This is a genomic window from Hydrogenophaga sp. GW456-12-10-14-TSB4, from assembly GCF_059424305.1.
Genome location: NZ_JBWKZH010000012.1, coordinates 1 through 25,061, shown reverse-complemented (window position 1 = coordinate 25,061; position 25,061 = coordinate 1). Strand labels below are relative to the sequence as shown.

Annotated in this window: 23 protein-coding genes and 1 pseudogene; 18 read left to right on the top strand and 6 right to left on the bottom strand. The window is 65.0% G+C overall.

What is annotated here, in order from left to right; translation table 11 throughout:
- Nucleotides 1-137: 137 nt before the first annotated feature.
- Both speB and AC07ZS_RS08550 read left to right on the top strand, forming a co-directional pair.
- Nucleotides 138-1,070, top strand: coding sequence for an agmatinase (gene speB, locus AC07ZS_RS08555; protein WP_494798165.1), 933 nt, complete (start codon nucleotides 138-140; stop codon nucleotides 1,068-1,070).
- Entirely contained in the window at nucleotides 1,070-2,371 is a 1,302-nt protein-coding gene (locus AC07ZS_RS08550) for an NAD(P)/FAD-dependent oxidoreductase (protein ID WP_494798164.1), read from the top strand. Before speB ends, AC07ZS_RS08550 begins: the two co-directional genes overlap by 1 nt.
- 264 nt (nucleotides 2,372-2,635) lie before the next feature.
- On the opposite strand, the gene AC07ZS_RS08545 is transcribed toward AC07ZS_RS08550, so the two are convergent.
- Nucleotides 2,636-3,127, bottom strand: a complete 492-nt coding sequence (locus AC07ZS_RS08545; protein ID WP_494798163.1) for a thioesterase family protein — start codon at nucleotides 3,125-3,127, stop codon at nucleotides 2,636-2,638.
- Nucleotides 3,124-4,623 (bottom strand): MocR-like pyridoxine biosynthesis transcription factor PdxR, encoded by a 1,500-nt coding sequence (gene pdxR / locus AC07ZS_RS08540; RefSeq protein ID WP_494798162.1) that lies wholly within the window; start codon nucleotides 4,621-4,623, stop codon nucleotides 3,124-3,126. Before pdxR ends, AC07ZS_RS08545 begins: the two co-directional genes overlap by 4 nt.
- Before the next feature lie 213 nt (nucleotides 4,624-4,836).
- On the opposite strand from pdxR, the gene AC07ZS_RS08535 reads away from it, so the two are divergent.
- The 7 genes from AC07ZS_RS08535 (at nucleotide 4,837) to AC07ZS_RS08505 (ending at nucleotide 12,800) form a co-directional block, all read left to right on the top strand.
- Complete coding sequence (locus AC07ZS_RS08535) at nucleotides 4,837-5,646, top strand: gamma-glutamyl-gamma-aminobutyrate hydrolase family protein (protein ID WP_494798161.1); 810 nt, start codon at nucleotides 4,837-4,839, stop codon at nucleotides 5,644-5,646.
- A 61-nt stretch (nucleotides 5,647-5,707) separates the two neighbouring features.
- Nucleotides 5,708-7,075: a glutamine synthetase family protein gene (locus AC07ZS_RS08530; RefSeq protein ID WP_494798160.1), complete on the top strand. Its 1,368-nt coding sequence runs from the start codon at nucleotides 5,708-5,710 to the stop codon at nucleotides 7,073-7,075.
- 13 nt (nucleotides 7,076-7,088) lie between these two features.
- Nucleotides 7,089-8,528, top strand: a complete 1,440-nt coding sequence (locus tag AC07ZS_RS08525; RefSeq protein WP_494798159.1) for an aspartate aminotransferase family protein — start codon at nucleotides 7,089-7,091, stop codon at nucleotides 8,526-8,528.
- A gap of 146 nt (nucleotides 8,529-8,674) precedes the next feature.
- Complete coding sequence (locus tag AC07ZS_RS08520) at nucleotides 8,675-9,844, top strand: extracellular solute-binding protein (RefSeq protein ID WP_494798158.1); 1,170 nt, start codon at nucleotides 8,675-8,677, stop codon at nucleotides 9,842-9,844.
- A gap of 99 nt (nucleotides 9,845-9,943) precedes the next feature.
- Complete coding sequence (locus AC07ZS_RS08515) at nucleotides 9,944-11,038, top strand: ABC transporter ATP-binding protein (protein ID WP_494798157.1); 1,095 nt, start codon at nucleotides 9,944-9,946, stop codon at nucleotides 11,036-11,038.
- A gap of 2 nt (nucleotides 11,039-11,040) precedes the next feature.
- On the top strand, nucleotides 11,041-11,952 hold the full coding sequence (locus tag AC07ZS_RS08510; protein WP_494798156.1) for an ABC transporter permease: 912 nt from the start codon (nucleotides 11,041-11,043) through the stop codon (nucleotides 11,950-11,952).
- Nucleotides 11,953-11,963: 11 nt separating this feature from the next.
- The gene (locus AC07ZS_RS08505; RefSeq protein ID WP_494798155.1) at nucleotides 11,964-12,800 is read left to right on the top strand and encodes an ABC transporter permease; all 837 of its coding nucleotides are present in this window, start codon (nucleotides 11,964-11,966) and stop codon (nucleotides 12,798-12,800) included.
- Nucleotides 12,801-12,956: 156 nt separating this feature from the next.
- On the opposite strand, the gene AC07ZS_RS08500 is transcribed toward AC07ZS_RS08505, so the two are convergent.
- Nucleotides 12,957-13,088, bottom strand: coding sequence for a hypothetical protein (locus AC07ZS_RS08500; protein WP_494798154.1), 132 nt, complete (start codon nucleotides 13,086-13,088; stop codon nucleotides 12,957-12,959).
- A 9-nt stretch (nucleotides 13,089-13,097) separates the two neighbouring features.
- On the opposite strand from AC07ZS_RS08500, the gene AC07ZS_RS08495 reads away from it, so the two are divergent.
- The 7 genes from AC07ZS_RS08495 to AC07ZS_RS08465 all read left to right on the top strand — a co-directional run bounded on the left by AC07ZS_RS08495 (nucleotide 13,098) and on the right by AC07ZS_RS08465 (nucleotide 20,409).
- Nucleotides 13,098-13,445 (top strand): CesT family type III secretion system chaperone, encoded by a 348-nt coding sequence (locus tag AC07ZS_RS08495; protein WP_494798235.1) that lies wholly within the window; start codon nucleotides 13,098-13,100, stop codon nucleotides 13,443-13,445.
- Nucleotides 13,446-13,473: 28 nt separating this feature from the next.
- The gene (locus tag AC07ZS_RS08490) at nucleotides 13,474-14,187 is read left to right on the top strand and encodes a hypothetical protein (protein WP_494798153.1); all 714 of its coding nucleotides are present in this window, start codon (nucleotides 13,474-13,476) and stop codon (nucleotides 14,185-14,187) included.
- A 304-nt stretch (nucleotides 14,188-14,491) separates the two neighbouring features.
- Nucleotides 14,492-15,961: an aldehyde dehydrogenase gene (locus AC07ZS_RS08485; protein ID WP_494798152.1), complete on the top strand. Its 1,470-nt coding sequence runs from the start codon at nucleotides 14,492-14,494 to the stop codon at nucleotides 15,959-15,961.
- 11 nt (nucleotides 15,962-15,972) lie between these two features.
- On the top strand, nucleotides 15,973-17,283 hold the full coding sequence (gene gabT / locus AC07ZS_RS08480; RefSeq protein WP_494798151.1) for a 4-aminobutyrate--2-oxoglutarate transaminase: 1,311 nt from the start codon (nucleotides 15,973-15,975) through the stop codon (nucleotides 17,281-17,283).
- A complete protein-coding gene (locus tag AC07ZS_RS08475; protein ID WP_494798150.1) occupies nucleotides 17,280-18,623 on the top strand; it encodes a type III glutamate--ammonia ligase in 1,344 nt (447 codons plus the stop codon). Before gabT ends, AC07ZS_RS08475 begins: the two co-directional genes overlap by 4 nt.
- A gap of 34 nt (nucleotides 18,624-18,657) precedes the next feature.
- Nucleotides 18,658-19,410, top strand: coding sequence for a BUD32 family EKC/KEOPS complex subunit (locus AC07ZS_RS08470; RefSeq protein WP_494798149.1), 753 nt, complete (start codon nucleotides 18,658-18,660; stop codon nucleotides 19,408-19,410).
- A gap of 102 nt (nucleotides 19,411-19,512) precedes the next feature.
- A complete protein-coding gene (locus tag AC07ZS_RS08465) occupies nucleotides 19,513-20,409 on the top strand; it encodes a hypothetical protein (protein ID WP_494798148.1) in 897 nt (298 codons plus the stop codon).
- Between the two features lie 39 nt (nucleotides 20,410-20,448).
- Here AC07ZS_RS08465 and AC07ZS_RS08460 read toward each other — a convergent pair whose 3' ends face one another.
- Nucleotides 20,449-21,219: a class II aldolase/adducin family protein gene (locus tag AC07ZS_RS08460; RefSeq protein WP_494798147.1), complete on the bottom strand. Its 771-nt coding sequence runs from the start codon at nucleotides 21,217-21,219 to the stop codon at nucleotides 20,449-20,451.
- A 162-nt stretch (nucleotides 21,220-21,381) separates the two neighbouring features.
- Here AC07ZS_RS08460 and AC07ZS_RS08455 point away from each other — a divergent pair, with 162 nt between their 5' ends.
- On the top strand, nucleotides 21,382-23,028 hold the full coding sequence (locus tag AC07ZS_RS08455; protein ID WP_494798146.1) for a hypothetical protein: 1,647 nt from the start codon (nucleotides 21,382-21,384) through the stop codon (nucleotides 23,026-23,028).
- A gap of 33 nt (nucleotides 23,029-23,061) precedes the next feature.
- Here AC07ZS_RS08455 and AC07ZS_RS08450 read toward each other — a convergent pair whose 3' ends face one another.
- Nucleotides 23,062-23,340, bottom strand: a complete 279-nt coding sequence (locus AC07ZS_RS08450; RefSeq protein ID WP_494798145.1) for a YkgJ family cysteine cluster protein — start codon at nucleotides 23,338-23,340, stop codon at nucleotides 23,062-23,064.
- Between the two features lie 33 nt (nucleotides 23,341-23,373).
- Nucleotides 23,374-24,522 (bottom strand): hypothetical protein, encoded by a 1,149-nt coding sequence (locus tag AC07ZS_RS08445; RefSeq protein ID WP_494798144.1) that lies wholly within the window; start codon nucleotides 24,520-24,522, stop codon nucleotides 23,374-23,376.
- 159 nt (nucleotides 24,523-24,681) lie between these two features.
- Here AC07ZS_RS08445 and AC07ZS_RS08440 point away from each other — a divergent pair.
- Nucleotides 24,682-25,061, top strand: a pseudogene (locus AC07ZS_RS08440) (bifunctional lysylphosphatidylglycerol flippase/synthetase MprF); the annotation flags it as partial.

The window sequence follows — 25,061 nt, the reverse complement described above, 5'->3', positions numbered from 1 at the left end:
GGGCGCATCGCGGAAGTGACGAAAGTCACCTCGGCAACCGGGCCCCCGGTGGACGCCGGCGCCGCCGGTCAATTGGACTCATGGGCGCCGGCGCCGGGGGGTATCTTCTGGCACCCTGTTCTGCGAGGACGTTTTCCATGGCCATGGGTCAGTTTGCCTACGCCAACAACACCAACCGCTTTCTGGCCTGCGCACCGCTGGCCGACCAGCCTTTTGCCGTGGCGGGCGTGCCCTTCGATGGCGTGGTGACCAACCGGCCCGGCGCGCGCTTCGGCCCGCAGGCGATCCGCGCCGCCAGCCTGATGCTGTGCGACGGCATCCACCCGGTGTTCGACGTGTCGCCCGTGGCGCACCTGGGCGATGCGCTGGACATGCGCCTGCCCAACGCCTCGCCGCTGCCCGAGGTGCGCCGCCACATCGAGGAACAGGCCGCCGCGCTGATGGCGAAACACCATTGCGTGTTCCTGGGCGGCGACCACTCGGTGACGCTCTCGCTGCTGCGCGCCGCGAAGGCCCGGCATGGCGGCGAACCGCTGGCGCTGGTGCATTTCGATGCCCACTGCGATACCTGGGTGGACCACTTCGGTGAACCCTCCGGCCATGGCACCTGGACCTACGAGGCCCTGCAGGAGGGGCTGGCGAGCCCGGCGCACACGGTGCAGATCGGCATCCGCTCCAGCGGCGAGCGCGCGGCGCGCGAGTACGTGGCCGACCAGGGCGGCCAGATCTTCACGGCGCGCGCGCTGCGCGGGCTGGACGGCGCGGGTCTGCAGCCCGCCATCGACGCGATCCGGGCGCGCATCGGTCAGCGCCCCTGTTACCTCACCCTGGACATCGACTGCCTCGACCCGGCCTTCGCGCCCGGCACCGGCACGCCCGAACCGGGCGGCATGACAAGCTCGCAGGTGCTCACCTTCCTGGAAGCGCTGGCCGACCTGAACTGGGTCGGCATGGACTGCGTGGAAGTCGCTCCGGCCTACGACCATGCCGAGCTCACGACCAACGCAGCGGCCACTTTTGTCTGGACCTACCTCAGCGGCCAGGTCGCCAAGCGACAGAGGGGTGCCTGATGTCGCTGATTGGTTCGGACACCCAGCTCAACCAGAAAAGTTACTACGAGGCCAGTGTGCAGCGGCCCGAGGCGCTGCCGCCGCTGGAGGAAAACATCGACGCCGACGTGGTGGTGGTCGGCGCCGGTTTCTCCGGCTTGAGCGCGGCGCTCGAACTCGCGCAGCGCGGCCTCTCGGTGGTGGTGCTGGAGGCCGATCGCATCGGCAGCGGCGCGAGCGGGCGCAACGGCGGCCAGGCCATCGTGGGCTACGCGAGCGGGCAGGGCCCGTTCGAGCAGCAACTGGGTGCGGAGGACGCGAAGCGCGCCTGGGACATGTCGCTGGAGGCGCTGGACCTGATCGACGCGCGCATCGCCCGGTACGGCATCGAATGCGATCGCGTCAACGGTTATGTGTACGTGGCCGACTCGGCGCGCAAGGCGCAGGAGTTGCACGAGGAGATGGAAGGCCTGAAGCGGCGCGGCATCGCGGTGGACTGGGCCGAAGGCGCCGACCTGCCGCGCCTGATCAACAGCCCGCGCTACGTGGCGGCCGCGCGCGAGCAGCGCTCGGGCCACCTGCACCCGCTGAAGTACGCGCTGGGCCTGGCGCGCGCCGCGCAGGCCGCGGGCGTGCGGATCTTCGAGCACTCGCCGGTGACTGGCCTGCAGCGCGGCGCCACGCTGGTGGCGAGCACCGGGCGCGGCCAGGTGAAGGCGCGTTTCGGCGTGCTCGCGGGCAACTGCATGCTGCCCGAGTACGGCCCACGCGTGGCGCCCGAGATCGCGCCGCGCATCATGCCGGTGGGCACCTACATCGTGGGCACGGCGCCGCTCGACCCCGAGCTGTGCGCGCGCCTGATCCCGCGCAACGCGGCGGTGTGCGACAACAACTTCGTGCTGGACTACTTCCGTTTCAGCGCCGACTCGCGGCTGCTGTTCGGCGGGCGGGTGAGCTACACCACGCGCACACCGGCGAACCTGGAAGCCCTGATGCGCCAGCGCATGGGCGAGGTGTTTCCGGCGCTGCGCGAGGTGCCGATCGAGCACCTGTGGGGCGGTTTCGTGGACATCAGCATGAACCGCGCGCCCGACTTCGGCCGCCTGGGCGACAACCTGTACTACCTGCAGGGCTTCAGCGGCCACGGCGTGGCGCTCACCGGCCTGGCCGGCCAGCTGGTGGCCGAGGCCGTGGCGGGGCAGGCCGGGCGCTTCGACGTGTACGCGCGCCTGAAGCACCGCCGCTTCCCCGGCGGCGCGCTGCTGCGCACGCCCAGCCTGGCGCTGGGCATGCTGTGGCACCGCCTGCGGGACGTGATCTAGGGACCGTCTGCCCTATTTTTTCAAGTGCGAATGGGTTGAAAACAGCGCCAATCGAGGCGCACGACGACGGCCAGACTGGATGTCTGGCCTAGGAGTGCAACGAAGAGTGGCGCTGTTTTCAACCCATTCCCTTCGGGTTGCGGCCAAAAAGGCCATGCGCCGCGTTGCGAAGCCTCGCCGGGCCACCGGCCCGTCTGCGTTTCGCGCCTTGCGCATGGCCTTTTTGATCCGCAACGCATCTTGAAAAAATAGGGCAGACGGTCCCTAGGTCAGCGCCTGGTCCCAGGCCACCAGGCGCTCGGGCTTTTCGGCGGGGCAGTCGCCGAACACGTCGCGGGGCGGCACCGTCAGCCGGCCCTGCTTGAACTTCATCTTGACCAGCACCTCCGCATGCGGCGTGCCGTGCACCAGCAGGGTGTGGGCGAAGTAGGCGCACTTCTCGTCGGCGAACACGATGGCGGTCTGCACGTCCACGCGCTGGAACAGGCCGATGGGTCGCAGGAAGCGCACAAGCTGCGAGGCGTTGACGAAGCCGATGCCCGCGCGCACCAGCGGCAGGGCGCGGCGCGTGCGCACCATGAAGTCGAGCTGGGCGGCTTCGGCGAACTGCAGGTAGCGGTCGCTCTTGAGCACGCGCAGGCCGACGTCGAACGGTGTGACGTGAAAGCGGCAGCTCAGGCGCGACTGGGGTGTGGCATCGCCGCCGGCGAACGCGGCGCCCAGGAGCGTGCTGAGGTTGCGGGCGAGGCCGATCATGGCGCGCTGCCCATCACCTGCCGCACCGCCGACGCCAGCAGCGGCCCGCAGCGCTCGATCTCGGCCAGCGGCGCGTAGCCGTAGCCGATCACCAGGCCGTGCAGGTCCTTGCGCTGCAGGCAGTAGGCCGACAGCGGGCGCACAGTGAGGCCGTGCTGCGCGATGCGCTGCGCCAGCGCGCGGTCGTCCACCTCGGGCGGCAGGCGCAGGCACAGGTGCAGGCCCTGTTCGGCGCCGCTGATGCTGGGGCCCTCGGGCAGGTCGTCGCGCAGCACCGGCTTCAAGGCCTCCAGCAGGCACTGGCGGCGCTCGCCGTAGTTCTGGCGCGCGCGCCGCAGCGCGCTGGCGAAGTGGCCCATCTCGATGAACTCGGCCAGGGCGGCCTGCACCGGCATCTGGCCGGGGCGGTTGAGGTCGTAGTGGGCCTGCTTGAAGGCCGCCACCAGTGGCTTGGGCACCACCAGGTAACCGATCTTCAGGCCCGGGTAGAGCACCTTGGAGAAGGTGCCCATGTAGAACACGCGGCCATCGGTGTCCAGGCCTTCCAGGCTGGAGATCGGCGGGCCGCTGAAGCGGTACTCGCTGTCGTAGTCGTCCTCCAGCACCCAGGCGTCGTGCGCGCGCGCGGTGGCCAGCAGCTGGTGGCGCCGGGGCAGCGACATCACGGCGCCGGTGGGGTACTGGTGCGAGGGCGTGACGTAGATCAGGCGCGGCGGGCGCGCGTTGTCGGCCGTGCTGGGGTTGATGCCCTGCTCGTCCACCGCCACCGGGTGCAGGCTCAGGCCGGTGGCCATGAAGGCCTTGACCGCGCCCCAGTAGGCCGGGTCTTCCACCCACACGGTGTCGCCGTGGTCGGCCAGCAGGCGCGCGCAGAGTTCGAGCGACTGCTGGGTGCCGCTGGTGATGACGACCTGGTCGGCCTCCAGGTGCACGCTGCGGAACACGCGCAGGTAGTCGGCCACCGCGCGGCGCAACGGGGCGTAGCCGCCCGAGTCGTTGTAGTCCAGCATGTCCGGGTAGGTCATGCGCCAGTGCTTGTTCTGCAGGCGCTGCCAGAGCGTGAGCGGGAAGGCGCTGAAGTCGGCGATGCCGGGGGTGAAGGGCTGCACTTCCAGCTCGGTGGCGCAGAAGCGGGTGGCCAGCGCCTGGCCGCGTGTGGACAGGCGCCCGGCCTGCGCGGACGCGGAATGGCCCATGCCGGGGCGCGCCGCGCGTCCCGGCGAGGCGCGGGGCACGTTGTCGTTGACGAAGGTGCCGCTGCCCACGCGGCTGGCGAGGTAGCCCTCGACGCTGAGCTGGTTGATCGCCGCCACCACCGTGTTGCGCGAGAGGCGCAGGTCCTGGGCCAGGTCGCGGCTGGAGGGCAGGCGCTCGCCCGCGCCGAGCTTGCCGTCGAGCATGGCGCGGCGCAGCGCCTCGTAGAGCTGCCGGTGCAGGGGCAAGGCGTCCTGCGCGCCCAGGCGGCTCATCTCGGCCAACAGAAATTCAGACAACATAAGGAGAATTCCAAAGCAGCAGCCGGCGTGAAATGGCCCCATCCAGACGCACCGTGGAACCGGCTTCGCCGGGCCAAAGGTGCGGTCCCCCCTCCGGGGGGAAGCCGCGTCAGCGGCGCAGGGGGGCGCCATTGGCACCATAACATGGGGCCAAATGGCCCTCATTCTGATCCAATTGGCCCCCCACAATGAATGCCATTGTCTGGAGTCTTCATGAACAAGCCGCCTTGCATGGTCTGGCTGCCCGCCGATCACCGCCTGATGGGCGATCACGGGCATCAGATGCCCTTTCTGTTGCTGGGTGACAAATACGCCCGGGCCGTCAAGGTCGGGGCCCAGGCCCAGCCGGTGATGTTCCCGCTGGCCGACACCGGCCAGATCAGCGAGTTGCTCGCCCTGGTGGACGGGGTGATGCTGACCGGCTCGCCGTCCAACGTGCACCCCTCCCATTTCAACGAGGACGTGGCCGACCCCAGCCTGCCGCTGGACGCCGACCGCGACCTGCTCACGCTGGCGCTGGTGAAGGCCTGCGTGCACGAAGGTGTGCCGCTGCTGGGCATCTGCCGGGGGTTCCAGGAGATCAACGTCGCCCTGGGCGGCACGCTGCACCAGCGCGTGCACGAGGTGCCCGGCATGATGGACCACCGCGAACCCAAGATCGCCCCGCCCGACGAGCAGTACGCGCCGCGCCACGCCATCCGCTTCGCACCGGGCAGCGTGTTCGAGGAGTGGGCCGGCGGCCCCGAGGCGCAGGTCAACTCGCTGCACGGCCAGGGCATCAACCGCCTGGCCGCCGGGCTGGACGCCCTGGCGCACGCTCCCGACGGCCTGGTGGAAGCCTTCGGGGTGCGCGGTGCGCGCACCTTTGCCTATGCCGTGCAGTTCCACCCCGAGTGGCGCTGCTGGGAAACCCCTTTCTACGCCGCGATTTTCGATGCCTTCGGTCGCGCCTGCCGCCAGCGCATGAACCTGCGCCTGCAGCATGCGGACCTGGCGCGCAGCGCCGCCAGCGCCAGCGCCTGACCCCCTTTTCGCCCTGCCGACCGCCTTACCCGAACGACAACACACCTACAGGAGATGGCACATGACAGCCCCCCAAAAGATGAGCTTCAACGATCTGGAAAACTGGCTCAACCAGAACCGCGTGACCGAAGTCGAGTGCCTGGTGCCCGACCTGACCGGCGTGGCGCGCGGCAAGATCCTGCCGCGTGAGAAGTTCACCGAAGACCGGGGGATGAGGCTGCCGCAAGGCATCGTGGCCATGGGGGTGACCGGCGAGTTCCCGGCCAGCGGGCCGTACTACGACGTGATCGAGCCGACCGACCGCGACATGCAACTGCGCCCGGACCCGACCACGGCGCGCATCGTGCCCTGGGCCACCGACCCGACGGCGCAGGTGATCCACGACTGTTTCGACCACACCGGCAAGCTGGTTCCGTTCGCACCGCGCAGCGTGCTGCGCCATGTGTGCGACCTGTTCGATGCCGAGGGCCTGGACCCGGTGGTTGCGCCCGAGCTGGAGTTCTACCTGACCGCGCGCAACACCGACCCGAACACGCTGCTCAAGGCCCCGATCGGGCGCAGCGGCCGCGCCGAGACCTCGCGCCAGTCGTACAGCATCGACGCGGTCAACGAGTTCGACCCGCTGTTCGAGGAGATCTACGACTACTGCGACAAGATGAAGCTCAACGTGGACACGCTGATCCACGAGGCCGGCGCGGGCCAGATGGAGATCAACTTCTTCCACGCCCACCCGCTGGGTCTGGCCGACGAGGTGTTCTTCTTCAAGCGCACGGTGCGCGAGTCGGCGCTGCGGCACGACATGTACGCCACCTTCATGGCCAAGCCGATCGCAGGCGAGCCCGGATCGGCCATGCACGTGCACCAGAGCATCCTGAACAAGGCCACCGGCAAGAACATCTTCAGCAACGACGACGGCACGCCCTCCGAATCGTTCTACCACTACATCGGCGGCCTGCAGCGCTACATCCCGGCGGCCATGGTGCTGGTCGCGCCGTATGTGAACAGCTACCGCCGCCTCTCGCGCCACACGGCCGCGCCGATCAACATCGAATGGGGCCACGACAACCGCACGGTGGGCATCCGCTCGCCGATTTCCTCGCCCGAGGCGCGCCGCGTGGAAAACCGCGTGATCGGCGCCGACGCCAACCCCTATGTGGCGATGGCGATGACGCTGGCCTGCGGCTACCTGGGCCTGAAGAACAAGATCAAGCCCAAGCCCGAGATGCGCGGCGACGCCTACCTCTCACCTTATGCGCTGCCCCGCAGCCTGGGCGAGGCGCTGGACTGGCTGCGCCGCGAGACCGACCTGCACGACGTGCTGGGCAAGGAATTCATCACCATCTACACCGAGATCAAGGAGCTGGAGTTCGACGAGTTCATGAAGGTGATTTCGCCTTGGGAACGCGAGCACCTGCTTCTGCATGTTTGAAAGAGACGCCCGCATGAACACCTCGACCCTCATCGCCCCGCCCGCCCTGGTCCGCCGCGCCGAGCAGCTGGACACCAAGGCCATCCAGGCGCTGGACAGCGCGCACTTCATCCACCCCTTCACCGACCACGGCGACCTGGCCACGCGCGGCTCGCGCGTGATCACGCGCGCCGACAACATCTACATCTGGGACTCCGAGGGCGCGAAGATCCTCGACGCCATGAGCGGCCTGTGGTGCGTCAACGCCGGCTACGGCCGCAAGGAGCTGGCCGACGCGGGCTACCAGCAGATGATGACGCTGCCGTTCTACAACAGCTTCTTCCAGACCACCAACGTGCCGGCGGTGCAGCTGGCGGCCAAGCTGGCGCAGCTGGCGCCCGAGGTGCGGGGCCGCAAGTTCGAGCACGTCTTCTTCTCCAGCAGCGGCAGCGAGAGCAACGACACCAACGTGCGCATGGTGCGCCGCTACTGGGACCTGCTGGGCCAGCCGCAGCGCAAGGTGATCATCAGTCGCCACAACGCGTACCACGGCAGCACCATGGCCGGCGCCTCGCTGGGCGGCATGAGCGGCATGCACGCCCAGGGCGACCTGCCGATCCCCGACATCGTGCACATCGAGCAGCCGCACTTCTTCGAGAACGCCAACCCCGGCGAGACCGAGGCCGACTTCGGCCTGCGCGCCGCGCGCTGGCTGGAAGAAAAGATCCTCTCCATCGGCGCCGACAAGGTGGCGGCCTTCATCGCCGAGCCGGTGCAGGGCGCCGGCGGCGTGATCATCCCGCCGTCCACCTACTGGCCCGAGATCCAGCGCATCGTCGACAAGCACGGCATCCTGCTGATCTCCGACGAGGTGATCTGCGCGTTCGGCCGCCTGGGCCACTGGTTCGCCTACGAGAAATTCGGCTACCGGCCCGACCTGATCACCTTCGCCAAGGGCGTGACCAGCGGCTACATCCCGCTGGGCGGCGTGATGGTGGGCGACCGCGTGGCCAAGGTGCTGATCGAGAAGGGCGGCGAGTTCAACCACGGCTACACCTACAGCGGCCACCCGGTGGCCTGCGCGGTGGCGCTGGCCAACATCGAGCTCATGGAGCGCGAAAAGCTGGTCGAGCGCGTCAAGGACGACACCGGCCCGTACCTGGCCGAGCGTTTCGAGGCGCTGGAGAACCACCCGCTGGTGGGTGCGGCCGAGACCTGCGGTTTCGTCGGCGGCCTGGTGCTGGTGAAAAACAAGGCCAAGAAGCAGATGTTCGACGAGGCCCTGGGCGTGGGCATGAAGTGCCGCGCCCACTGCTTCAGGAACGGCCTGATCATGCGCGCCGTGGGCGATCGCATGATCATCGCCCCGCCGCTGGTGATGACGCGCGCCCAGGTCGACGAGATGATGGACCTCATCCACCGCTGCCTGGACGCGACCCTGGAAGAGTTGCGCGCCGAAGGCCAGCTGGCTTGACTAGAATGTTTTCCGGATATTCCATCAGGCCCGTGTCTGGTGGCGCTGTCCGGCGCTGGGTCTGAATATTGCTAGCACGTTCAGGCATGTCAGCCCCGCCCGGTTGAGTTCTTTCGGTCAATTACCTCCCTGGAGTGAGCAACACCATGAAAAAGCAAGTCCTGGTTCTGGCGATGTCGGCGATCCTGCTGGCCGCCTGTGGCAAGAAAGAGGAGCCCGTGGCCGCGCCTGCGGCACCGGCGCCCGTGGCGGCCGCCCCCGCCGCGCCGGCTGGCCCGGTGCTGGACGATGAGAAGGTCCTCAACGTCTACAACTGGCCCGACTACATCACCGAAACCCTGATCGCCGACTTCGAGAAGGAATACGGCGTCAAGGTGAACTACGACACCTTCGAGAACAACGAAGCGCTGCACGCCAAGCTGGTGGCCGGCAACTCGGGCTACGACATCGTGATCCCCACCGCCGGTTTCGCCAAGAAGCAGATCGACGGCGGCCTGTACCAGCCGATCGACAAGAGCAAGCTCAAGAACTACGGCAACCTCGACACCGACTTCATGGCCAAGATCGCTGGCGTGGACCCGGACAACAAGCACCTGGTGCCGTGGGCCTGGGGCTTCACCACCGTGGGCATCAACAAGCAGAAGGTCGAGAAGGCGCTGGGCGGCATGCCCATGCCCGAGAACGCCTGGGACCTGGTCTTCAAGCCCGAGTACTCCAGCAAACTCAAATCCTGCGGCATCGCCTACCTGGACTCGCCCAGCGAGATCCTGCCGGTCGCGCTGCACTACGTCGGCAAGCCCGCGTACAGCGAGAACCCGGAAGACTTCAAGCTCGCGGGTGAGATGCTCAAGAAGGTGCGCAAGGACGTGCGCCTGTTCTCCAGCACCATGATCGACGACATCGCCGGCGGCAAGGCCTGCGCCTTCATCGGCTGGTCCGGCGACATCAACATCGCTGCCGGCCGCGTGAAGGAAACCGGCGGCAAGGACGAGATCGTGCCCCTGCTGCCCACCGGCGGCGGTCTGGTGTTCATCGACACCATGGCGATCCCGAAAGACGCCAAGCACGTGAACAACGCGCACGTCTTCATGGACTTCTACCTGCGCGCCGCCAACGCCGCGGCCATGGCCAACGAACTGAACTACCCCACCGGCAACAAGGCCGCGCTGGCCGACATCAAGGACGAGGTCAAGGGCAACAAGACCACCTTCCTGGGTCCGGAAGACACGGCCCGCCTGATCCCCACCGGTGGCTTCTCCAACGACGTCTCCGGCGTCGTCAACGAAACCTACAACGCCTTCAAACGCGGCAAGTAAACACCACCGTTCCCTTACTCAGGTAGAAGGGCCGCTCATCCTCCCCGGTTGAGCGGCTCTTTTTTTTGTTGGTCCAGCGAAGAAGAAACGGACATCCACATGGCAGACACAACGGGTTTTCTGGTGACCGAGAAACTGGTCAAGCGCTTCGATGAAGCGGTGGCGGTCGACGAGGTGTCGCTATCGATCGGCAAGGGCGAGATCTTCGCGCTGCTGGGCAGCTCGGGCTGTGGCAAGTCCACCCTGCTGCGCATGCTCGCGGGCTTCGAGAAGCCCACCTCCGGGCGCATCCTGCTCGGCGGCCAGGACGTGGCGGCCATGCCGCCCTACGACCGCCCGGTCAACATGATGTTCCAGTCCTACGCGCTGTTCCCGCACCTGGACATCTGGGAAAACGTGGCCTTCGGCCTCAAGCGCGAAGGCCTGCCGAAAGCCGAGGTGCAGCAGCGCACCGACGAGATGCTGGGCCTGGTGCAGCTCACGCCCTACGCCAAGCGCAAGCCGCACCAGCTCTCGGGCGGCCAGCAGCAGCGCGTGGCGCTGGCGCGCAGCCTGGCCAAGCGGCCCAAGCTGCTGCTGCTCGACGAACCGCTGGGTGCGCTGGACAAGAAACTGCGCGAACAGACCCAGTTCGAGCTCGTCAACATCATCGAGAAGGTGGGCGTGACGGTGGTGATGGTCACGCACGACCAGGAAGAGGCCATGACCATGGCCAGCCGCATCGCCATCATGAGCAAGGGCCGGGTGCTGCAGGTGGGCAGCCCGGAAGAGATCTACGAACACCCCGCCAACCGCTTCGTGGCCGACTTCATCGGCAACGTCAACCTGTTCGAGGGCCGGCTCAGCGTGGACGAGACCGACCGCTGCGCGGCCACCACCGGCATCGGCGAGATCCACGTCGGCCACGGCGTGAGCGGCACGCTCAACATGCCGGTGGCGATCGCCGTGCGGCCCGAGAAGATCGAGATCAGCAAGCGACGACCGGACGACGCGGGCCCCAACGTGTTCACCGGCAAGGTCAAGGAGATCGCGTACTTCGGTTCCTACAACACCTACATCGTGCTGGCCACCGACGGGACCAAGGTCAAGGTCACCGAGGCCAACACCTCGCGCCACGACCTCTCCGACATCACCTGGGAAGACGACGTGTACTTCTGGTGGGACGACCGCGCCGGTGTGGTGCTGAGGGACTGACCATGGCCACGAACATCCCCGTCCCCGGCAAGCGCTTCGTCATCGGCGTGCCTTATGGCTGGCTGATCCTGTTCTTCTTCCTGCCCTTCCTGATCCTGCTGTACATCAGCTTCGTGGACATGGGCGGCGACATCAGCCCGTTCAAGCCCATCTGGGACCCGGTGAGCGGCATCCTGAGCCTGAAGTACGAGAACTACCTCGCGATCTTCCGCACGGAAGAGGGCGCGCCGCTGTTCCGCACGCTCTACATCGACGCCTACCTGCGATCGATCTGGTACGCGCTGTGCACGGCCGTGCTGTGCCTGGCGATCGGCTACCCCTTCGCCTACTTCATCGCGCGCTCGCCCGCCAGCATCCGGCCGGCCCTGCTGCTGATGGTGATGCTGCCGTTCTGGACCTCGTTCCTGCTGCGCGTCTATGCCTGGAAGGGCATCCTGGCCGACCAGGGCGTGCTCAACCGGCTGCTGATGTCCATCGGTCTGATCAGCGAGCCGATTCCCATGCTGTACACCAACGTGTCCATGCTGATTGGCATGACCTACGTGTACCTGCCGTTCATGATCCTGCCGCTCTACGCCAACCTGGTGAAGATGGACTTTCGCCTGCTGGAGGCCGCCTACGACCTGGGCACCTCGCCGTTCAAGGCCTTCTGGCTGATCACGGTGCCGCTGTCCAAGGCCGGCATCATCGCCGGCTTCATGCTGGTCTTCATCCCCTGCGTGGGCGAGTTCGTGATCCCCTCGCTGCTGGGCGGACCGGAGAACCTCATGATCGGGCGCGTGGTGTGGGACGAGATGTTCACCGCCAACGACTGGCCGCGCGCCACCGCGCTGGCCGTGGTGATGATCGCGCTGATCGTGATCCCGCTGGCGCTGTACTACCACTACAGCAGCGATCCCGCCGAGAAGCGCTGAGGAGCCGGACCATGAAACAACTGCTCGAAAAACACTTCGGCAAGGCCTGGCTCACGCTGGTCTACGCGTTCCTGTACCTGCCGCTGGTGTTCATGATCGTGTTCTCGTTCAACAGCACCCGGCAGGATGCGCGCTTCACTGGCTTCTCGCTGCGCTGGTACGAGGCGCTCACGCGCGACACCAAGATCGTCGAGGGCTTCTGGCTCTCGCTCAAGGTGGCGGCCATCACCGGCCTGCTGTCGGCGGTGCTCGCCACCTTCGCGGCCTTCGTGCTGGTGCGCTACCGCCGCTTCCTCGGCCGCACCATCTTCAGCGGCATGGTGAACGCGCCGCTGGTGATGCCCGAGGTGATCATCGGCCTGTCGCTGCTGCTGCTGGCCGTGGGCGCGCAGAACCTGTTCGGCTGGCCGCAGCGCGGCATGCTCACCATCATCCTGGGCCACACGCTGCTGGGCATGGCCTATGGCGTGGTGGTGATCCAGTCGCGCTTGCTGGAGATGGACCGTGCGATCGAGGACGCCGCCATGGACCTGGGTGCCAGGCCGCACCAGGTGTTCTTCCTGATCACGCTGCCCAACATCTTCCAGGCCCTGCTCGCGGCCTTCCTGCTGGCGTTCACGCTCTCGTTCGACGACGTGGTGATCTCCGAATTCCTCTCCGGCCCGGGCGTGAACACGCTGCCGCAGGTGATCTTCGGTTACGCGCGGCGCGGCATCAACCCGACCATCTACGCGGCGGCCACGCTGCTGATCGTGACGGTGACCCTCGTGATCGTGAGCTACGCGATCTGGGTGGCGCGCGCCACGCGCAAACGCGAGCGGGAGATCGCGGCGGCGCTGAAAAGCTGAGCAGTTTTGCTTCGATGGCAAAAAGGCCACCTTCGGGTGGCCTTTTTCATGTTTGGTGGAGTTTGGCCCCGGTGATTTTTCTTTGAATTTAGGCTGCTGATCTGGATTCGGTCTTTCTATGGGGCGATGCCGCGGTGAACTTATGTCTTTCACGGATCACTGAAAACAGCACCGCAGTGCCCCCGAAAAATCATAGAGCACTATCGAAAAATCATCGAAGAGTTTTGTGAGATAACTCACATTCAAGATGTTGCCAGCCTCTTTGAACATGGGCAGATCAATGTTCATGGCGTGGATATGCTGCTGTTCTATGACGAGGAGTTCGATCCGGAGCGATTGCAAATTCGCATTGACTTGCAGAAATTGCCCCATGCAGAAAAGAGTGCTGAAGCATTGCTGGCCGCATTATTGGTTAGCAATTATGATTTTGGAATGGGTGGCTTTTTTGTTTTTGGCGTTAATCCTCATGATGGTCATGTTGTGCTCACTCTTCAACAGATGATTGATATCGAAACCACGGGTCAGAATTTGCTAAAGATGTTGCAAAGCGCTGCGATGCAGGCCAAATCTCAATGGCAACATATTTGTGAAGAAATGGAGAAGGTGGATCGCTCGTCTCCATTAAGAAAATTCGTCAAGGTCTAATCCAGTATCGTGTTTTGAAGGAAGTGTTATGCCGTTAAGTCAAGTATCAAATGCGTTTGTGGATCGTAATGCAAACCGTCTGGAAGATGTAGTCAACAAGGATGAACAAGGTGTAAGCCCTTGCTTTAATAACTCTACAATGCAAAAGCCCGGGATTGTGGGCATTATTCTGAATCCGCGTGAGCCCGATAAGGTTGAAGGCGCGATGGACGTAAGATTAGAAGCAAATCCTAACTCTGGCCCTGGCTCGAATGCACATGCTACAAAGAGCTGCTGTGAGAAATTCAAAAACTTTTTCAAACAGTTATGGAGCGAGTGCAAAAAATTCTTGATTGACGGAACGAACTGGATTGAAAAGAAATTGAAGTACTCAGAGCTGACAGGCATTAAACGTTTTTTTGCGGGGCTTGGCACAGTTTTGGGTGGAGTTGCGGCGGTGCTCGTGGGGCTTGCACTTTGCACTGTCTATGTGGGAGTGATAGCCGTTGCGGCGGTTATTGCCGGCGGACTCTCAGTTCTAGCTCTCTTTTGTCTCATGTCCGGCAGTGACAAGGGTGCTGGTGCAGCTGCTCTGTTATTTTCCTTGGCGCTGGGACTCGGCGCCTCCATTCTCGCCTCTCCGGGACTTTTCGTCGTTGGCGGTTTGACCGCCGTTGGGTTGGGGATCAAGAGTATGGCGGTTGGCGCGCAGGGGGCGGAAAAAATCTCGAATCCGCAGAGCGTGGCAGGCGCGACTTCTTAATGAGGGCCAGCTTATGTGCTCAAGGCCTTCCTCGGGTGGCCTTTTTTATTGTTGTGGATCTTGTTTCGTCAGCCTGCAACCGATCATTCGTCAATCAAGCTGTATCCGTGTCAGCTCGCTGAAATCCAGATCAATCAGGCTCATAAACAAAAGCCTTGCGCATCATCACCGTAAGTTTGCGGCCGCAGCCTCTCCGACGAGGGCACTGGATTGTCGCCGTCCAGAGAAAGTGGACGCCCAGTCCACCGGGTTTCAGGCGTAGCATGGGGCCAATCTCTGGCCCTGTGACCCCGGAACCCGCTCCATGACCGACCTCTCCTTCGACGGCCGCGCTTTCATCAACGGCGAGCGCATCGCCGCGCGCGACGGCCAGACCTTTGATTGCCTCTCGCCGGTGGACGGCCGGCTGCTCACCGCCGTGGCGCGCTGCGGCGAGGCCGACATCGATGCCGCCGTGGCCGCCGCCCGCGCGGCCTTCGAGGACCGCCGCTGGAGCGGCATGGCACCGGCGCAGCGCAAGCGCGTGATGATCAAGTTTGCCGAGCAGCTGATCGCCCACGCCGATGAACTGGCGCTGACCGAAACCCTGGACATGGGCAAGCCGGTGAAGTACGCGCGCAGCGTGGACGTGAACAGCGCGGCCAACTGCATCCGCTGGTATGGCGAGGCGGTGGACAAGGTGTACGACGAGATCGCGCCCACGCCCAGCACCGCGCTGGCGCTGATCACGCGCGAACCGGTGGGCGTGGTCGGCGTGATCGTGCCCTGGAACTACCCCATGATCATGGCGGCCTGGAAGATCGCACCCGCGCTCGCGGCGGGCAACTCGGTGGTGCTCAAGCCGAGCGAGAAATCGCCCCTCACCGCGTTGCGCCTGGCCGAGCTGGCGCTGGCCGCCGGCATCCCGCCCGGCGTGTTCAACGTGGTGCCGGGTTACGGCGCCGAAGCCGGCAGCCCGCTCGCGCTGCACATGGATGTGGACTGCATCGCCTTCACCGGCAGCACGCGCGTGGGCAAGCAGATCCACGTGATGGCCGGGCAGAGCAACCTCAAGCGCGCCTGGACCGAGCTGGGCGGCAAGTCGCCCAACATCGTGTTCGCCGATTGCCCCGACCTCGACAAGGCGGTGGAGGCCGCGGTGGGCAGCATCTTCTTCAACCAGGGCGAGAGCTGCAATGCGCCCTCGCGCCTGTTCGTCGAGGCCTCGATCAAGGACGCCTTCCTGGACAAGGCCCTGAAGCTGGTGCCGCAGTACCAGCCAGGCAACCCGCTGGAGAAAAACACCGTGATGGGCGCCATCGTCGACAGGACCCAGCTCGACACCGTGCTGCGCTACATCGAGAGCGGCCGGCAGGAGGGCGCGAAGCTGCTGGCAGGCGGCGAAGCGGTCGAACCGGTGAAAGGCGGCCTGTACGTGCAGCCCACCATCTTCGACGGCGTGACCAACACCATGACCATCGCGCGCGAGGAAATCTTCGGCCCGGTGCTCTCGGTGCTGTCGTTCACCGACGCGGCCGACGTGGTCAAGCAGGCCAACAGCAACATCTATGGCCTGCAGGCGGCGGTGTGGACGCGCGACATCAACAAGGCGCACGGCGTGGCGCGCGCGCTGCGCGCAGGCACGGTGCACGTGAACCAGTACGACGAGGACGACATCACCGTGCCCTTCGGCGGCTTCAAGCAAAGCGGCGTGGGCCGCGACAAGTCGCTGCACGCTTTCGACAAGTACACCGAGACGAAAACCACCTGGATCCGGATCGACAGCCCCCTCTGAGGAGACCTGACATGAACGCACCGCAGAAAGCCGAGAACCTGAACGCCCCGCACACCAACGCCAGCTGGCATGCGCGCCGCCAGGCCGCCACGCCGCGCGGTGTGGGGGTGTTCGGCGACTTCTTCATCGAGAAGGCCAAGAACGCCGAGTTCTGGGACATCGAGGGCCGCCGCTTCATCGACTTCGCCGGCGGCATCGCGGTGCTCAACACCGGCCACGTGCACCCCAAGGTGCAGGCCGCCATCGCCGCGCAGCTGCAGCGCTTCACGCACAGCTGCTACCAGGTCGTGCCCTACACCGAGTACGTGGCCCTGGCCGAGCGCATCAACGCGCTGGTGCCGATCGACGGCCCGGTGAAGACGGCCTTCTTCTCCACCGGGGCCGAGGCGATCGAGAACGCGATGAAGATCGCGCGCTCGTCCACCGGGCGCACCGGCGTCATCGCCTTCGGCGGTGCCTTCCACGGCCGCACCATGTTCTCGGTCGCGCTCACCGGCAAGGTGCAGCCCTACAAGGCCGGCTTCGGCCCGTTCCCGCCCGAGATCTACCACGTGCCCTTCCCGGCGCAGGGTGCGTCGCTCGATGAGACGAAGCACGCGATGGAGCAGCTCTTCAAGTGCGACATCGAGCCTTCTCGCGTGGCGGCCATCGTGTTCGAGCCGGTGCAGGGCGAGGGCGGTTTCAACGTGATTCAGAAAGAGGCCGTGCAGTGGCTGCGCGCGCTGTGCGACCAGCACGGCATCCTGCTGGTGGCCGACGAGGTGCAGACCGGCTTCGCGCGCACCGGCAGGATGTTCGCCATGGAGCACTTCGGCGTGAGCCCCGACCTCATGACCATGGCCAAGAGCATGGCCGGGGGCACCACGCTGTCGGCGGTGAGCGGCAAGGCCGCCGTCATGGACGGTCCCGCGCCCGGCGGCCTGGGCGGCACCTACGCGGGCAACCCGCTGGCCATCGCGGCCTCGCTCGCGGTGCTCGAGGTGATGGAAGAAGAACAACTGCCCGCGCGCGCGCAGAAGCTGGGCGACCAGCTCATCGCCCACCTGATCTCGCAGCGCGCGCAGTACAAGAAGCGCATGGGCGACGTGCGCGGCCTGGGCGCCATGGTGGCCTGCGAGTTCATCGACCCGGCCACCGGCGCGCCCGATGCCGACACCACGAAGCAGGTGCAGATGGCGGCCCTCAAGCGCAGCCTGCTGCTGCTCACCTGCGGCGTGTACGGCAACGTGATCCGCTTCCTGTTCCCGCTCACCATCGAGGACAGCGTGTTCGCCGAGGGCCTGGCCGCGTTCGACGCCGCGCTGGCCGAGGTGCTCGCTTGAGCCTCGCGGCCACGCTGGACGAGCGCATCGCGGTCCTGCGCGCGCAGGGCATCCACTCGGTGCTGGCCACCTTCACCGACCTGCTGGGCGCGCCCAAGGGCAAGCTGGTGCCGCTGGAGCGCCTGGCGCAGGCGGTGGAGCCGGGCGCTGGTTTCTCCGGCCCCAGCATCGCCGGCACCGGTCTGCCGCGCATGGGCGCGCGCAGCGAGTACATGGGGCGCGTGCGGCCCGAGAGCCTGCGGCCCTTGCCCTTCATGCCCGGCGTGGCGCACGCGGTGTGCGACGGCTATGCCGACGGCGAGCCGCTGGACACCTGCCCGCGCCAGCTGCTGCAGCGCCAGGTGGCGCGCCTCCAGGCCGAGCGCGGCTGGACGCTGTGGGTCGGCATCGAACCCGAGTTCTTCCTGCTTCAGCGCGACGCGCAAGGACAGTGGGGCGTGGCCGACGGCGAGGACCGGCTCGCCAAGCCTTCCTACGACCTGCAGGCCATCGACCGCAACTTCGGTTTTCTCGACGAGATGCGCCAGACGCTGGAGGCGCTGGGCTTTCAGCTGGAGCAGATCGACCACGAAGACGCGTGCGGGCAATACGAGATCAATTACCGGCACGACGACGCGTTGGCCGCGGCCGACCGCTACCAGCTCTTCAAGCTCGCCGCGCAGGCGGTGGCGCGGCGGCACGGCGTGGTGTTCTCCACCATGCCCAAGCCCTTGGCCCACGCCCCGGGCAGCGGCCTGCATTTCCACCTGAGCCTGACCGACGCGCAGGGCCGGCCCGTGATGGCCGACCCGGCCGGCGTGCTGGGCCTGAGCGAAACCGGCCATCGCTTCGCCGCCGGCCTGCTGCACCACGCGGACGCGCTGGCTGCGCTGTGCGCGCCCACGGTCAACAGCTACAAGCGGCTGGCCGCGAGCCGCAGTGCCTCGGGCACCACTTGGTCGCCGGTTTGGAAGGCCCTGGGCGACAACAACCGCACCTGCCTCGTGCGTGGGGTGGCCGGGCGCATGGAGTGGCGCCTGCCCGACCCTTCATGCAACGTCTACGTGGCCATCGCTGCCACCTTGGCCGCGGGCCTCTCGGGCATCGCCCAGGCGCTGCCGGTGGTGGCGCCCTGCGAGGACGACCTGTACGAGCGCCACGCCCTGGGCGACGCCCTGCCGGCGCGCCTGCCGCGCGACCTGCTGGCCGCGCTTGATGCCCTGGCGGCGGACGCCGCCCTGCGCGAGGCCGTCGGCCCGGCCTTCTGCGCCCAGTTCCTGGCGCTCAAGCACGACGAATGGGCGGCCTGGAGCCAGCAGGTGACCGACTGGGAACGGCAGCGCTACGCCGACGCGCCCTAGCCGGCGCGGCCGGTTTCGGGATAATCGCGCCCTTGTGAGCCTGCCCGAACCGACCACCCCCCCCGCCAAGACCTGGACCAAGACCGCCGACCGGCCGCTGCGCAGCTGGGCCAAGTCGCTGGGCATCTGGGTGTTCGCGCACTTCGTGGACGTGCCCGTGCCCTGGCGCGCGGTTCGCCAGACCGATGCGCGCGCGCTGCTGGCCTACGAACACGAGCGCCTCGTGGCCCTGGCGGCGGCGGGCGAACACGTGCCGCCGGTGCTGGCCTTCGACGGCTTTTCGCTCACCACGGGCGACATCGGCGAAACGGTGGACTTGCAATTGCACCGCATGCCCGAGGCCGGGCGCCTGCCGCTGATGTGCGCGGCCAGCGCCGACCTGGCGGCCTTCCACGCGCGCGGCCAGTGGCACGGTGGTGCCCAGCTGCGCAACACCACCTGGGACGGCCAGCGCTTCGCGCGGCTGGACTTCGAGGAGCGCCTGCGCCCGGGCATGGCGCTGGAGACCGTGCAGGTCTACGATGTGCTGCAGCTGCTGCTCTCGCTGGCGCGCTACCTGCAGCCGCTGGGGCCGGGCGCGGTGCTGGCCGTGCTGCGGGCCTACGAGCAGGGCGGCACCGGTGGACCGGCCCTGCGCGCCTTCATTGCCCACCTGCTGCCGCGCCTGCAGCGCGTTTCGCGCATCGCGGCGTGGTCGAAGCGGCTGGACACGTCGCGCGAGCTGATGCGCCTGCGCACGGTGCTCGACGGCATGGCGGCGTTCATCGTGCACGGCGAACGCGCCTGACACCCACAGCGGCACGGCCGCCGCCGGGTGCCCGGCGAGCGTGAACTTTTGAAGGGGGACGGCCACTGCCCAGTCTCATCCTTCCAGTCACATGAGGTTCACATGATCTGCTTCGGCCCTAGCTCAAACCAAACTTCAAACCTCCAGGACATTTCAAGCCCGAATGCCGGGGAGCCCGTGAAGTCAACGCCTTTCGTCCTACGCGAGCCCTTGCCTTCAGGGGTCAATGGTTTGATCTTTGGCAGTCTGGGCAGCGAGGCCCTTTTGCGCATGCCCATCTTGAACGCACAGCTCGTGTCGGACGCGGCAAGTGAAATCATTCGGGCTCGGCTGACCGAAAGGATCAAGCGATTCAAGGACCTTGATGGCGACGAACACAGCGCCTTGAAGCGGTACGAAGAGGCCATCGCAGCGATCCGGGGACAGTCCGAAAATCGACGGATTGAACCGCTGGCGGCACTGGCCAGGCAGCTGTGGTGCTTGCCGATCGATTCAAGGATGGACGCCTTGATCCAGGTCTTGACGGTTGCCAAAGGCCTGCCTGACGAAGGCCATGCGGTCGCTCGGGTGGCTGCGGCCTATCGGCTGAAAGGAGAGCCGGCCGAGGTTGTCACGGGCATATTTTCCTTCAATGTCTCCGCTTTCTTTGAGGGCGAAGAACGCATGGCCCAGCTGGCGCGAGATGCCTTTCACCGCGTTCTGGCGGATGCCATGGGCCTGCCTGAGCAAAGGCGTTCGGACGTTTTTGTCGCCTTGGTGCGTCGGTTGGAAGAGCTGTCGGAAGGGTCGAAGCGGGAGGCCTTCGACGCGCTTCTCCAAGCGGTCAAGGGCATTGCCGATGCCAGCATGAGGTCAGCCGTGTGCAAGCGCTTGGCCAGAACGGTGTTCAGTTGCCTGACGGGTTTCCCTTCAGAAGACGTCAAACCTGTCCTGGCGGCGATCGGGGACGTGTTGGGTCTAACGCGTGAAGAACTGATCGCCGGACGGAATTCGCTGTGACTTTCGCGTGATCAAGTGCGTCAGGCGGGCTTAGAGGCCTCAGGTCTTGTAACCCGGATCGAGCTTGTCCACCTTGCGCAGCAGCGCCGGCCACGCGAGCTGTGAGCCTTGGCCGGCGGTGGCAATGCGCATCACGTCGGCCATGCCGGCGAGGATGCGCGGATCCACCTGCGTGAGTTCACCGCCTCCGGCCAGCGCGTCGATCTGGATGCGGCAGGTGTTCTCGAAGGTGTACATGGCCAGGAAGGCGTCGGCGATGGTGCGGCCCACGGTGAGCAGGCCGTGGTTGCGCAGCACGAGGTAATTCGCTTTGCCCAGGTCGGCCTGCAGGCGCGGCTTCTCTTCGGGGCGGAACGCCACGCCCTCGTAGCCGTGGTACGCCAGCGAGGCGAGCACGAAGGTGCTCTGCTGGCTGATGGGGAGGATGCCGGCCTTCTGCGCGCTCACGCCCACACCGGCGCGCGTGTGGGTGTGTAGCACGCAGCCGGCCTCGGGCCGCGCCTCGTGCACCGCGCTGTGGATCACAAAACCGGCCGGGTTCACCGGGAAGGGCGAATCGTGCAGTTGGTTGCAGGCCATGTCGACCTTGACCAGGCTGCTGGCCGTGATCTCGTCGAACATCAGGCCGTAGGGGTTGATGAGGAACTGGTGCTCGCCCCCGGTGACGCTGTCGGGCAGCTTGGCGCTGATGTGGGTGAAGACCAGGTCGCTCCAGCCGTAGGCGGCGACGAGGCGGTAGCAGGCGGCGAGGTCGCAGCGCAGCGCCCACTCTTCGGCGCTGACGACTTCCTTGAGGGAGGGGATGTGCATGGGGATCTCCTGGTCGGGGAGAGCACTGTAGGCGCAATGTGGGTGCGCTTCTTGTCGCTGTGAGGACAGGCTCGGTGGCCGCTTCAAAAGCGAACTTTAGATCAGGCTCATCCACTGCTTGCAGGGCATCGCAATTGTCGCGCCGCATCACTCCTTTTTTCCATGAACGTGAATATCAATATCATTTCCCACGCCGATAGTTTTTGTGACGAACAACATTCTGCGGATGAAAATCCTCCCAAAACAGATATCAATGACTTGAAGGGAACGTTGATTCCAGAAATAGCCCAGTTTTTGCCCGCAGAAGAGCAGTTGGCACTTCGCACCGTGAATCTGGGGACATCGAAGGCACTCCGTCAGATCCATCGAGCCTACGAAATTTCCGCCAAGGGAAACAAGAAGGGTTATGGATGTGATTTCAACGAAGAGATTCAGAAACTTCCCGAGATGGTGAGGGAAATCGCGCTGACAGGATGGGCTCGATCAATCGAATTTCATGAATTTCCCTTGTATTCGGCACCCATGTTTGAAGCGGTACTGGTTGCAGTCAATGGCGAAAAACCAGAATATCGAGCCAAACCCTTGGCTGTTTTGATTGGTCTCTTGGGTATGAATCCCTGCTTGGCAAAAATGGAGTATGTCAATACCATTTTTCAATCAATCCTGGAATTGCCGAGCAATCAAAAACATAAACTTTTTTTGCTCCTGGCAGAGATGCTTCCGCAACTCCGCGTGGCACTGGAATTCAATGAGCTCGTCAAATGGATGGATCTGGCGGCAACCATGCCCATCGACCAGCGGGCGCGCACGGTAGCGGCAGTGGTTCAATGCTGGATTGTGTATAAACCATCCGTCAAGGAGGCCGAGTGGTTGTTCTCTGCCGTGCGTGATTTGCCCATTGGGCAGCAAACCAGATCCCTGGCGGTATTGGCTTTGAGCCTTTGCGCTTTGGATGACGTGGTTGCGAGAGGCATCGTCGCCTCGATAAGAGAAATTGCCGCAAGCCGGCCACCAGATGAATGCGCGATGTGGAAGCAATTGAATGCTGCGTTCACCGATCAAAAGCCCACCAATCTAAGCATTGCCGACGTCTTTTTTCTGTTGTCGGCGGGTCACGACATACCCACGGTGATTTACGGCCTTTCTAGAGCGGTCGCAATATCGTTCAAAGCTCTTCCGCCGCTGTCGCAGGAGCAGTTTGAACTGCTTTTAGCGGTGATCGGAACGCAGCCTGAAAAACTTCGTTTTCCATTTATGGTCGGGCTGGCTCGCAGCGTCAGTTTTGATAGTCCGGAACTGACGGTGAAGGCGTGCGGAGCAATGATGAAAGCCATCGAGGCTCTTTCTTCGGACAATGCCCGGGTTGTGCCGGCCCTGCTGGAGCACCTCAGGGGGTTGCCACTGGACGCCGCCTTGACAGCATTTGAGACAATATTGGAGACGGCTGATCTGTCCTTCGATTTGCCCTTTGAGGGAGGGCCGCTGGCCAATCTCATCGATGCTCGGCATATTTTTCCCCCGGCATGGCAACCATGGCTGTTGACCGTCTTCTTAAATGCCATGGAGCGGGTCCCGGGCTCAGAGAAGGGTGAGTTTCTGACTTATGTAGGCGTGCGTTTTCTACGGGGGCAAAACGACGAGAACATGGAGCTGTTTGAAGCGCTTTTGAGCGCCGCCCTGGAGTTGCCGGCCAAGGGGCAACGGCTGCCTCTGAAGGCGTTGCTGGACCTGCACCAAGAAGTCTTGCCACCTGAGGAGCAGCTGGAGGCTTTCACAAGGATCTCTGAAGCAATGCGCCGGTTGCCCTGATGAACAGCCACGTTCGGCCGTTTTTTTGTGGCTTTAATGGGGTGTGGTTTCGCGCTCCAGCTGGCCCAGCCAGGACATGGCGTGCTCGCGGCTCGGGCCGCACATGTCGGCCGCCGGGGCGAGCGAGCCGCACACGGCGGGACGCTCAGGCAGGCCGAACAGGCGGCAGCGCAGCGCGGCGTCGAGGTGCGGGCAGGGCACGCCCGCCGGCTTGCCATGGGGCAGGCCGGGCAGGGGGCTGCTGATGGACGGCGCGGTGCAGCAGGCGGCGCAGCCGGGGCGGCAGGCCGGCGCGGAAGCGGGAATGGGCATGAAGGGATTGTCGCGCCGGGGCAAACACCTCGCTCAGGGTGCGTAGCGCTTCAGGGTTGCCTGCACTTCATTTTTCAGTTCCGGGTCCGTCACGAGTTCGGCGGCGCAGAGGAGATTGCTGTGGGCGATTTTTGCGATCCGGGTGCCCCACTTCGGCAGTACTCGAGTGGCCAGTTCATTCCATGGGTGGGGGGTCAGCTTGCGCCAGGCAGCAATGCATTCTGAGAGACAGATGGCTGGGTAGGCTCTTTCGATGCAGTAGCGCGCAAAGTTCTCCAGAACCCGCTCCAACACGGGCTGTTCAAGGCGAGCAAGCGCACCCATCAGTCTGCTCAGGACCGCCTTTGTTTGTGAAGCATCGATCCTGATCAGGCATGCGGCCACCTTGCTGAGCGGGCCAAGGCATTGATCGGAAGAGATGTTGCGAAGCACCTGGAAAACGACCCCCCAGTCATCGGGTTGAAACTGGGTGCAGTACTCAGCAATCACGCTCTCAAGCGCGATCGATTTTCCTTTCGAGATCCATTTGTTGTTGCGAGCAATGACCTGGAGCAAGCGAGTGAAATCTTGGAACTCAAGTTCGAGGAGTGGATTGGACTGGCTCCTCGTGGACTGATAACACTTGAACAGATCCCAGACGGACGAGGCATCGGGGTCCCGAAGGGTTGCCAAAACGTCGATCAGGTGGGCGAGAAATGCCCGCTCCCACTGCGGCGTCTTTTTCTCGAGGGCGAACAGGACCAAGTGGGTCAGCAGCTCTCGGCGCGCCTCGAACCCCCGAACCCAGATGCCGATGAACAGCGCGCTCAATGACTCTGGATGGGTGTGCCAGAGCCACTCACATCTTTTCCAAAGCCCGATCAACACCTTCTCTTGATAACGTGGCGGCAACGCCGCTGTTTTTGTCAGAACGGTGCCGATGCCTTGAAGCCCATCCAGCTCGAAGCCTGGACTTTTCACGTATTCATCGATCTGACGGATGTGATACCGGACGTGCACGATGTCCCTGATTCTTTCGTCCAGGTACTCATGGACGAGCGAGGACTTGCTGCTTTTCCAGAGGTGAAACGCCTGTTCGTCCGTGTAGTGCTGAACGACGCTGTGGCACAGGTTCCTTGAAATGGACGTGGAGACCTGGTTCGGGAAACGGTCTTCCGTGTGGGACAGGAGTGAAATGTTCATGCAGGTCGCCTGGGTGGGGAATGACGCGGAGGTCTCGAAGGTGAGCAGTCAGTGGTCTTGCCCGGCAGCAGGGTTCGCCGCCGGGTCGGGGCTTACACTGGTTCACCGGCATCGCCCTGCGGCGCGGCCTTTCTTCACAGGAACACGTTTATCCCCTTCATGCCCGTGACCACCGCCACCCCCGAGACGCTGGTCTCCCGGCTGCGCCAGTGGCGTCTGTGGGTGTACGTGGCCCTGGCCGTGCTGCTGGGCACGCTGGTGGTGGAGGCCGGGCACAAGCTCATGACCGAGTTGAGCTACGGCGAGATCGTGGACGCGGTGCGCGCCACGCCCGCCTCGGCGCTCGCGCTGTCGGTGCTGGCCACGGCGGCGAGCTATTTCGCGCTCACGTTCTACGACCGCACGGCCCTGGCTTACGCAGGGGCGACGCTGCCGCAGCGCGTGGTGGCCAAGACGGCGTTCATCGCCTACGCGCTGTCCAACACCATAGGCCTGGGCGTGCTCACGGGCGGGGCGGTGCGCATGCGCCTGTACGGGGC

What these genes read in the sequence shown, in the direction of transcription:
- pdxR (WP_494798162.1), bottom strand. Translation starts at nt 4,623, where the DNA reads ATGTTGTCTGAATTTCTGTTGGCCGAGATGAGCCGCCTGGGCGCGCAG.
- AC07ZS_RS08465 (WP_494798148.1), top strand. Translation starts at nt 19,513, where the DNA reads ATGATCTGCTTCGGCCCTAGCTCAAACCAAACTTCAAACCTCCAGGAC.
- AC07ZS_RS08460 (WP_494798147.1), bottom strand. Translation starts at nt 21,219, where the DNA reads ATGCACATCCCCTCCCTCAAGGAAGTCGTCAGCGCCGAAGAGTGGGCG.
- AC07ZS_RS08510 (WP_494798156.1), top strand. Translation starts at nt 11,041, where the DNA reads ATGGCCACGAACATCCCCGTCCCCGGCAAGCGCTTCGTCATCGGCGTG.
- AC07ZS_RS08535 (WP_494798161.1), top strand. Translation starts at nt 4,837, where the DNA reads ATGAACAAGCCGCCTTGCATGGTCTGGCTGCCCGCCGATCACCGCCTG.
- AC07ZS_RS08515 (WP_494798157.1), top strand. Translation starts at nt 9,944, where the DNA reads ATGGCAGACACAACGGGTTTTCTGGTGACCGAGAAACTGGTCAAGCGC.
- AC07ZS_RS08445 (WP_494798144.1), bottom strand. Translation starts at nt 24,522, where the DNA reads ATGAACATTTCACTCCTGTCCCACACGGAAGACCGTTTCCCGAACCAG.
- AC07ZS_RS08455 (WP_494798146.1), top strand. Translation starts at nt 21,382, where the DNA reads ATGAACGTGAATATCAATATCATTTCCCACGCCGATAGTTTTTGTGAC.
- AC07ZS_RS08485 (WP_494798152.1), top strand. Translation starts at nt 14,492, where the DNA reads ATGACCGACCTCTCCTTCGACGGCCGCGCTTTCATCAACGGCGAGCGC.
- AC07ZS_RS08495 (WP_494798235.1), top strand. Translation starts at nt 13,098, where the DNA reads ATGCTGCTGTTCTATGACGAGGAGTTCGATCCGGAGCGATTGCAAATT.
- speB (WP_494798165.1), top strand. Translation starts at nt 138, where the DNA reads ATGGCCATGGGTCAGTTTGCCTACGCCAACAACACCAACCGCTTTCTG.
- AC07ZS_RS08450 (WP_494798145.1), bottom strand. Translation starts at nt 23,340, where the DNA reads ATGCCCATTCCCGCTTCCGCGCCGGCCTGCCGCCCCGGCTGCGCCGCC.
- AC07ZS_RS08505 (WP_494798155.1), top strand. Translation starts at nt 11,964, where the DNA reads ATGAAACAACTGCTCGAAAAACACTTCGGCAAGGCCTGGCTCACGCTG.
- gabT (WP_494798151.1), top strand. Translation starts at nt 15,973, where the DNA reads ATGAACGCACCGCAGAAAGCCGAGAACCTGAACGCCCCGCACACCAAC.
- AC07ZS_RS08530 (WP_494798160.1), top strand. Translation starts at nt 5,708, where the DNA reads ATGACAGCCCCCCAAAAGATGAGCTTCAACGATCTGGAAAACTGGCTC.
- AC07ZS_RS08500 (WP_494798154.1), bottom strand. Translation starts at nt 13,088, where the DNA reads ATGAACATTGATCTGCCCATGTTCAAAGAGGCTGGCAACATCTTGAAT.
- AC07ZS_RS08525 (WP_494798159.1), top strand. Translation starts at nt 7,089, where the DNA reads ATGAACACCTCGACCCTCATCGCCCCGCCCGCCCTGGTCCGCCGCGCC.
- AC07ZS_RS08520 (WP_494798158.1), top strand. Translation starts at nt 8,675, where the DNA reads ATGAAAAAGCAAGTCCTGGTTCTGGCGATGTCGGCGATCCTGCTGGCC.
- AC07ZS_RS08545 (WP_494798163.1), bottom strand. Translation starts at nt 3,127, where the DNA reads ATGATCGGCCTCGCCCGCAACCTCAGCACGCTCCTGGGCGCCGCGTTC.
- AC07ZS_RS08550 (WP_494798164.1), top strand. Translation starts at nt 1,070, where the DNA reads ATGTCGCTGATTGGTTCGGACACCCAGCTCAACCAGAAAAGTTACTAC.
- AC07ZS_RS08490 (WP_494798153.1), top strand. Translation starts at nt 13,474, where the DNA reads ATGCCGTTAAGTCAAGTATCAAATGCGTTTGTGGATCGTAATGCAAAC.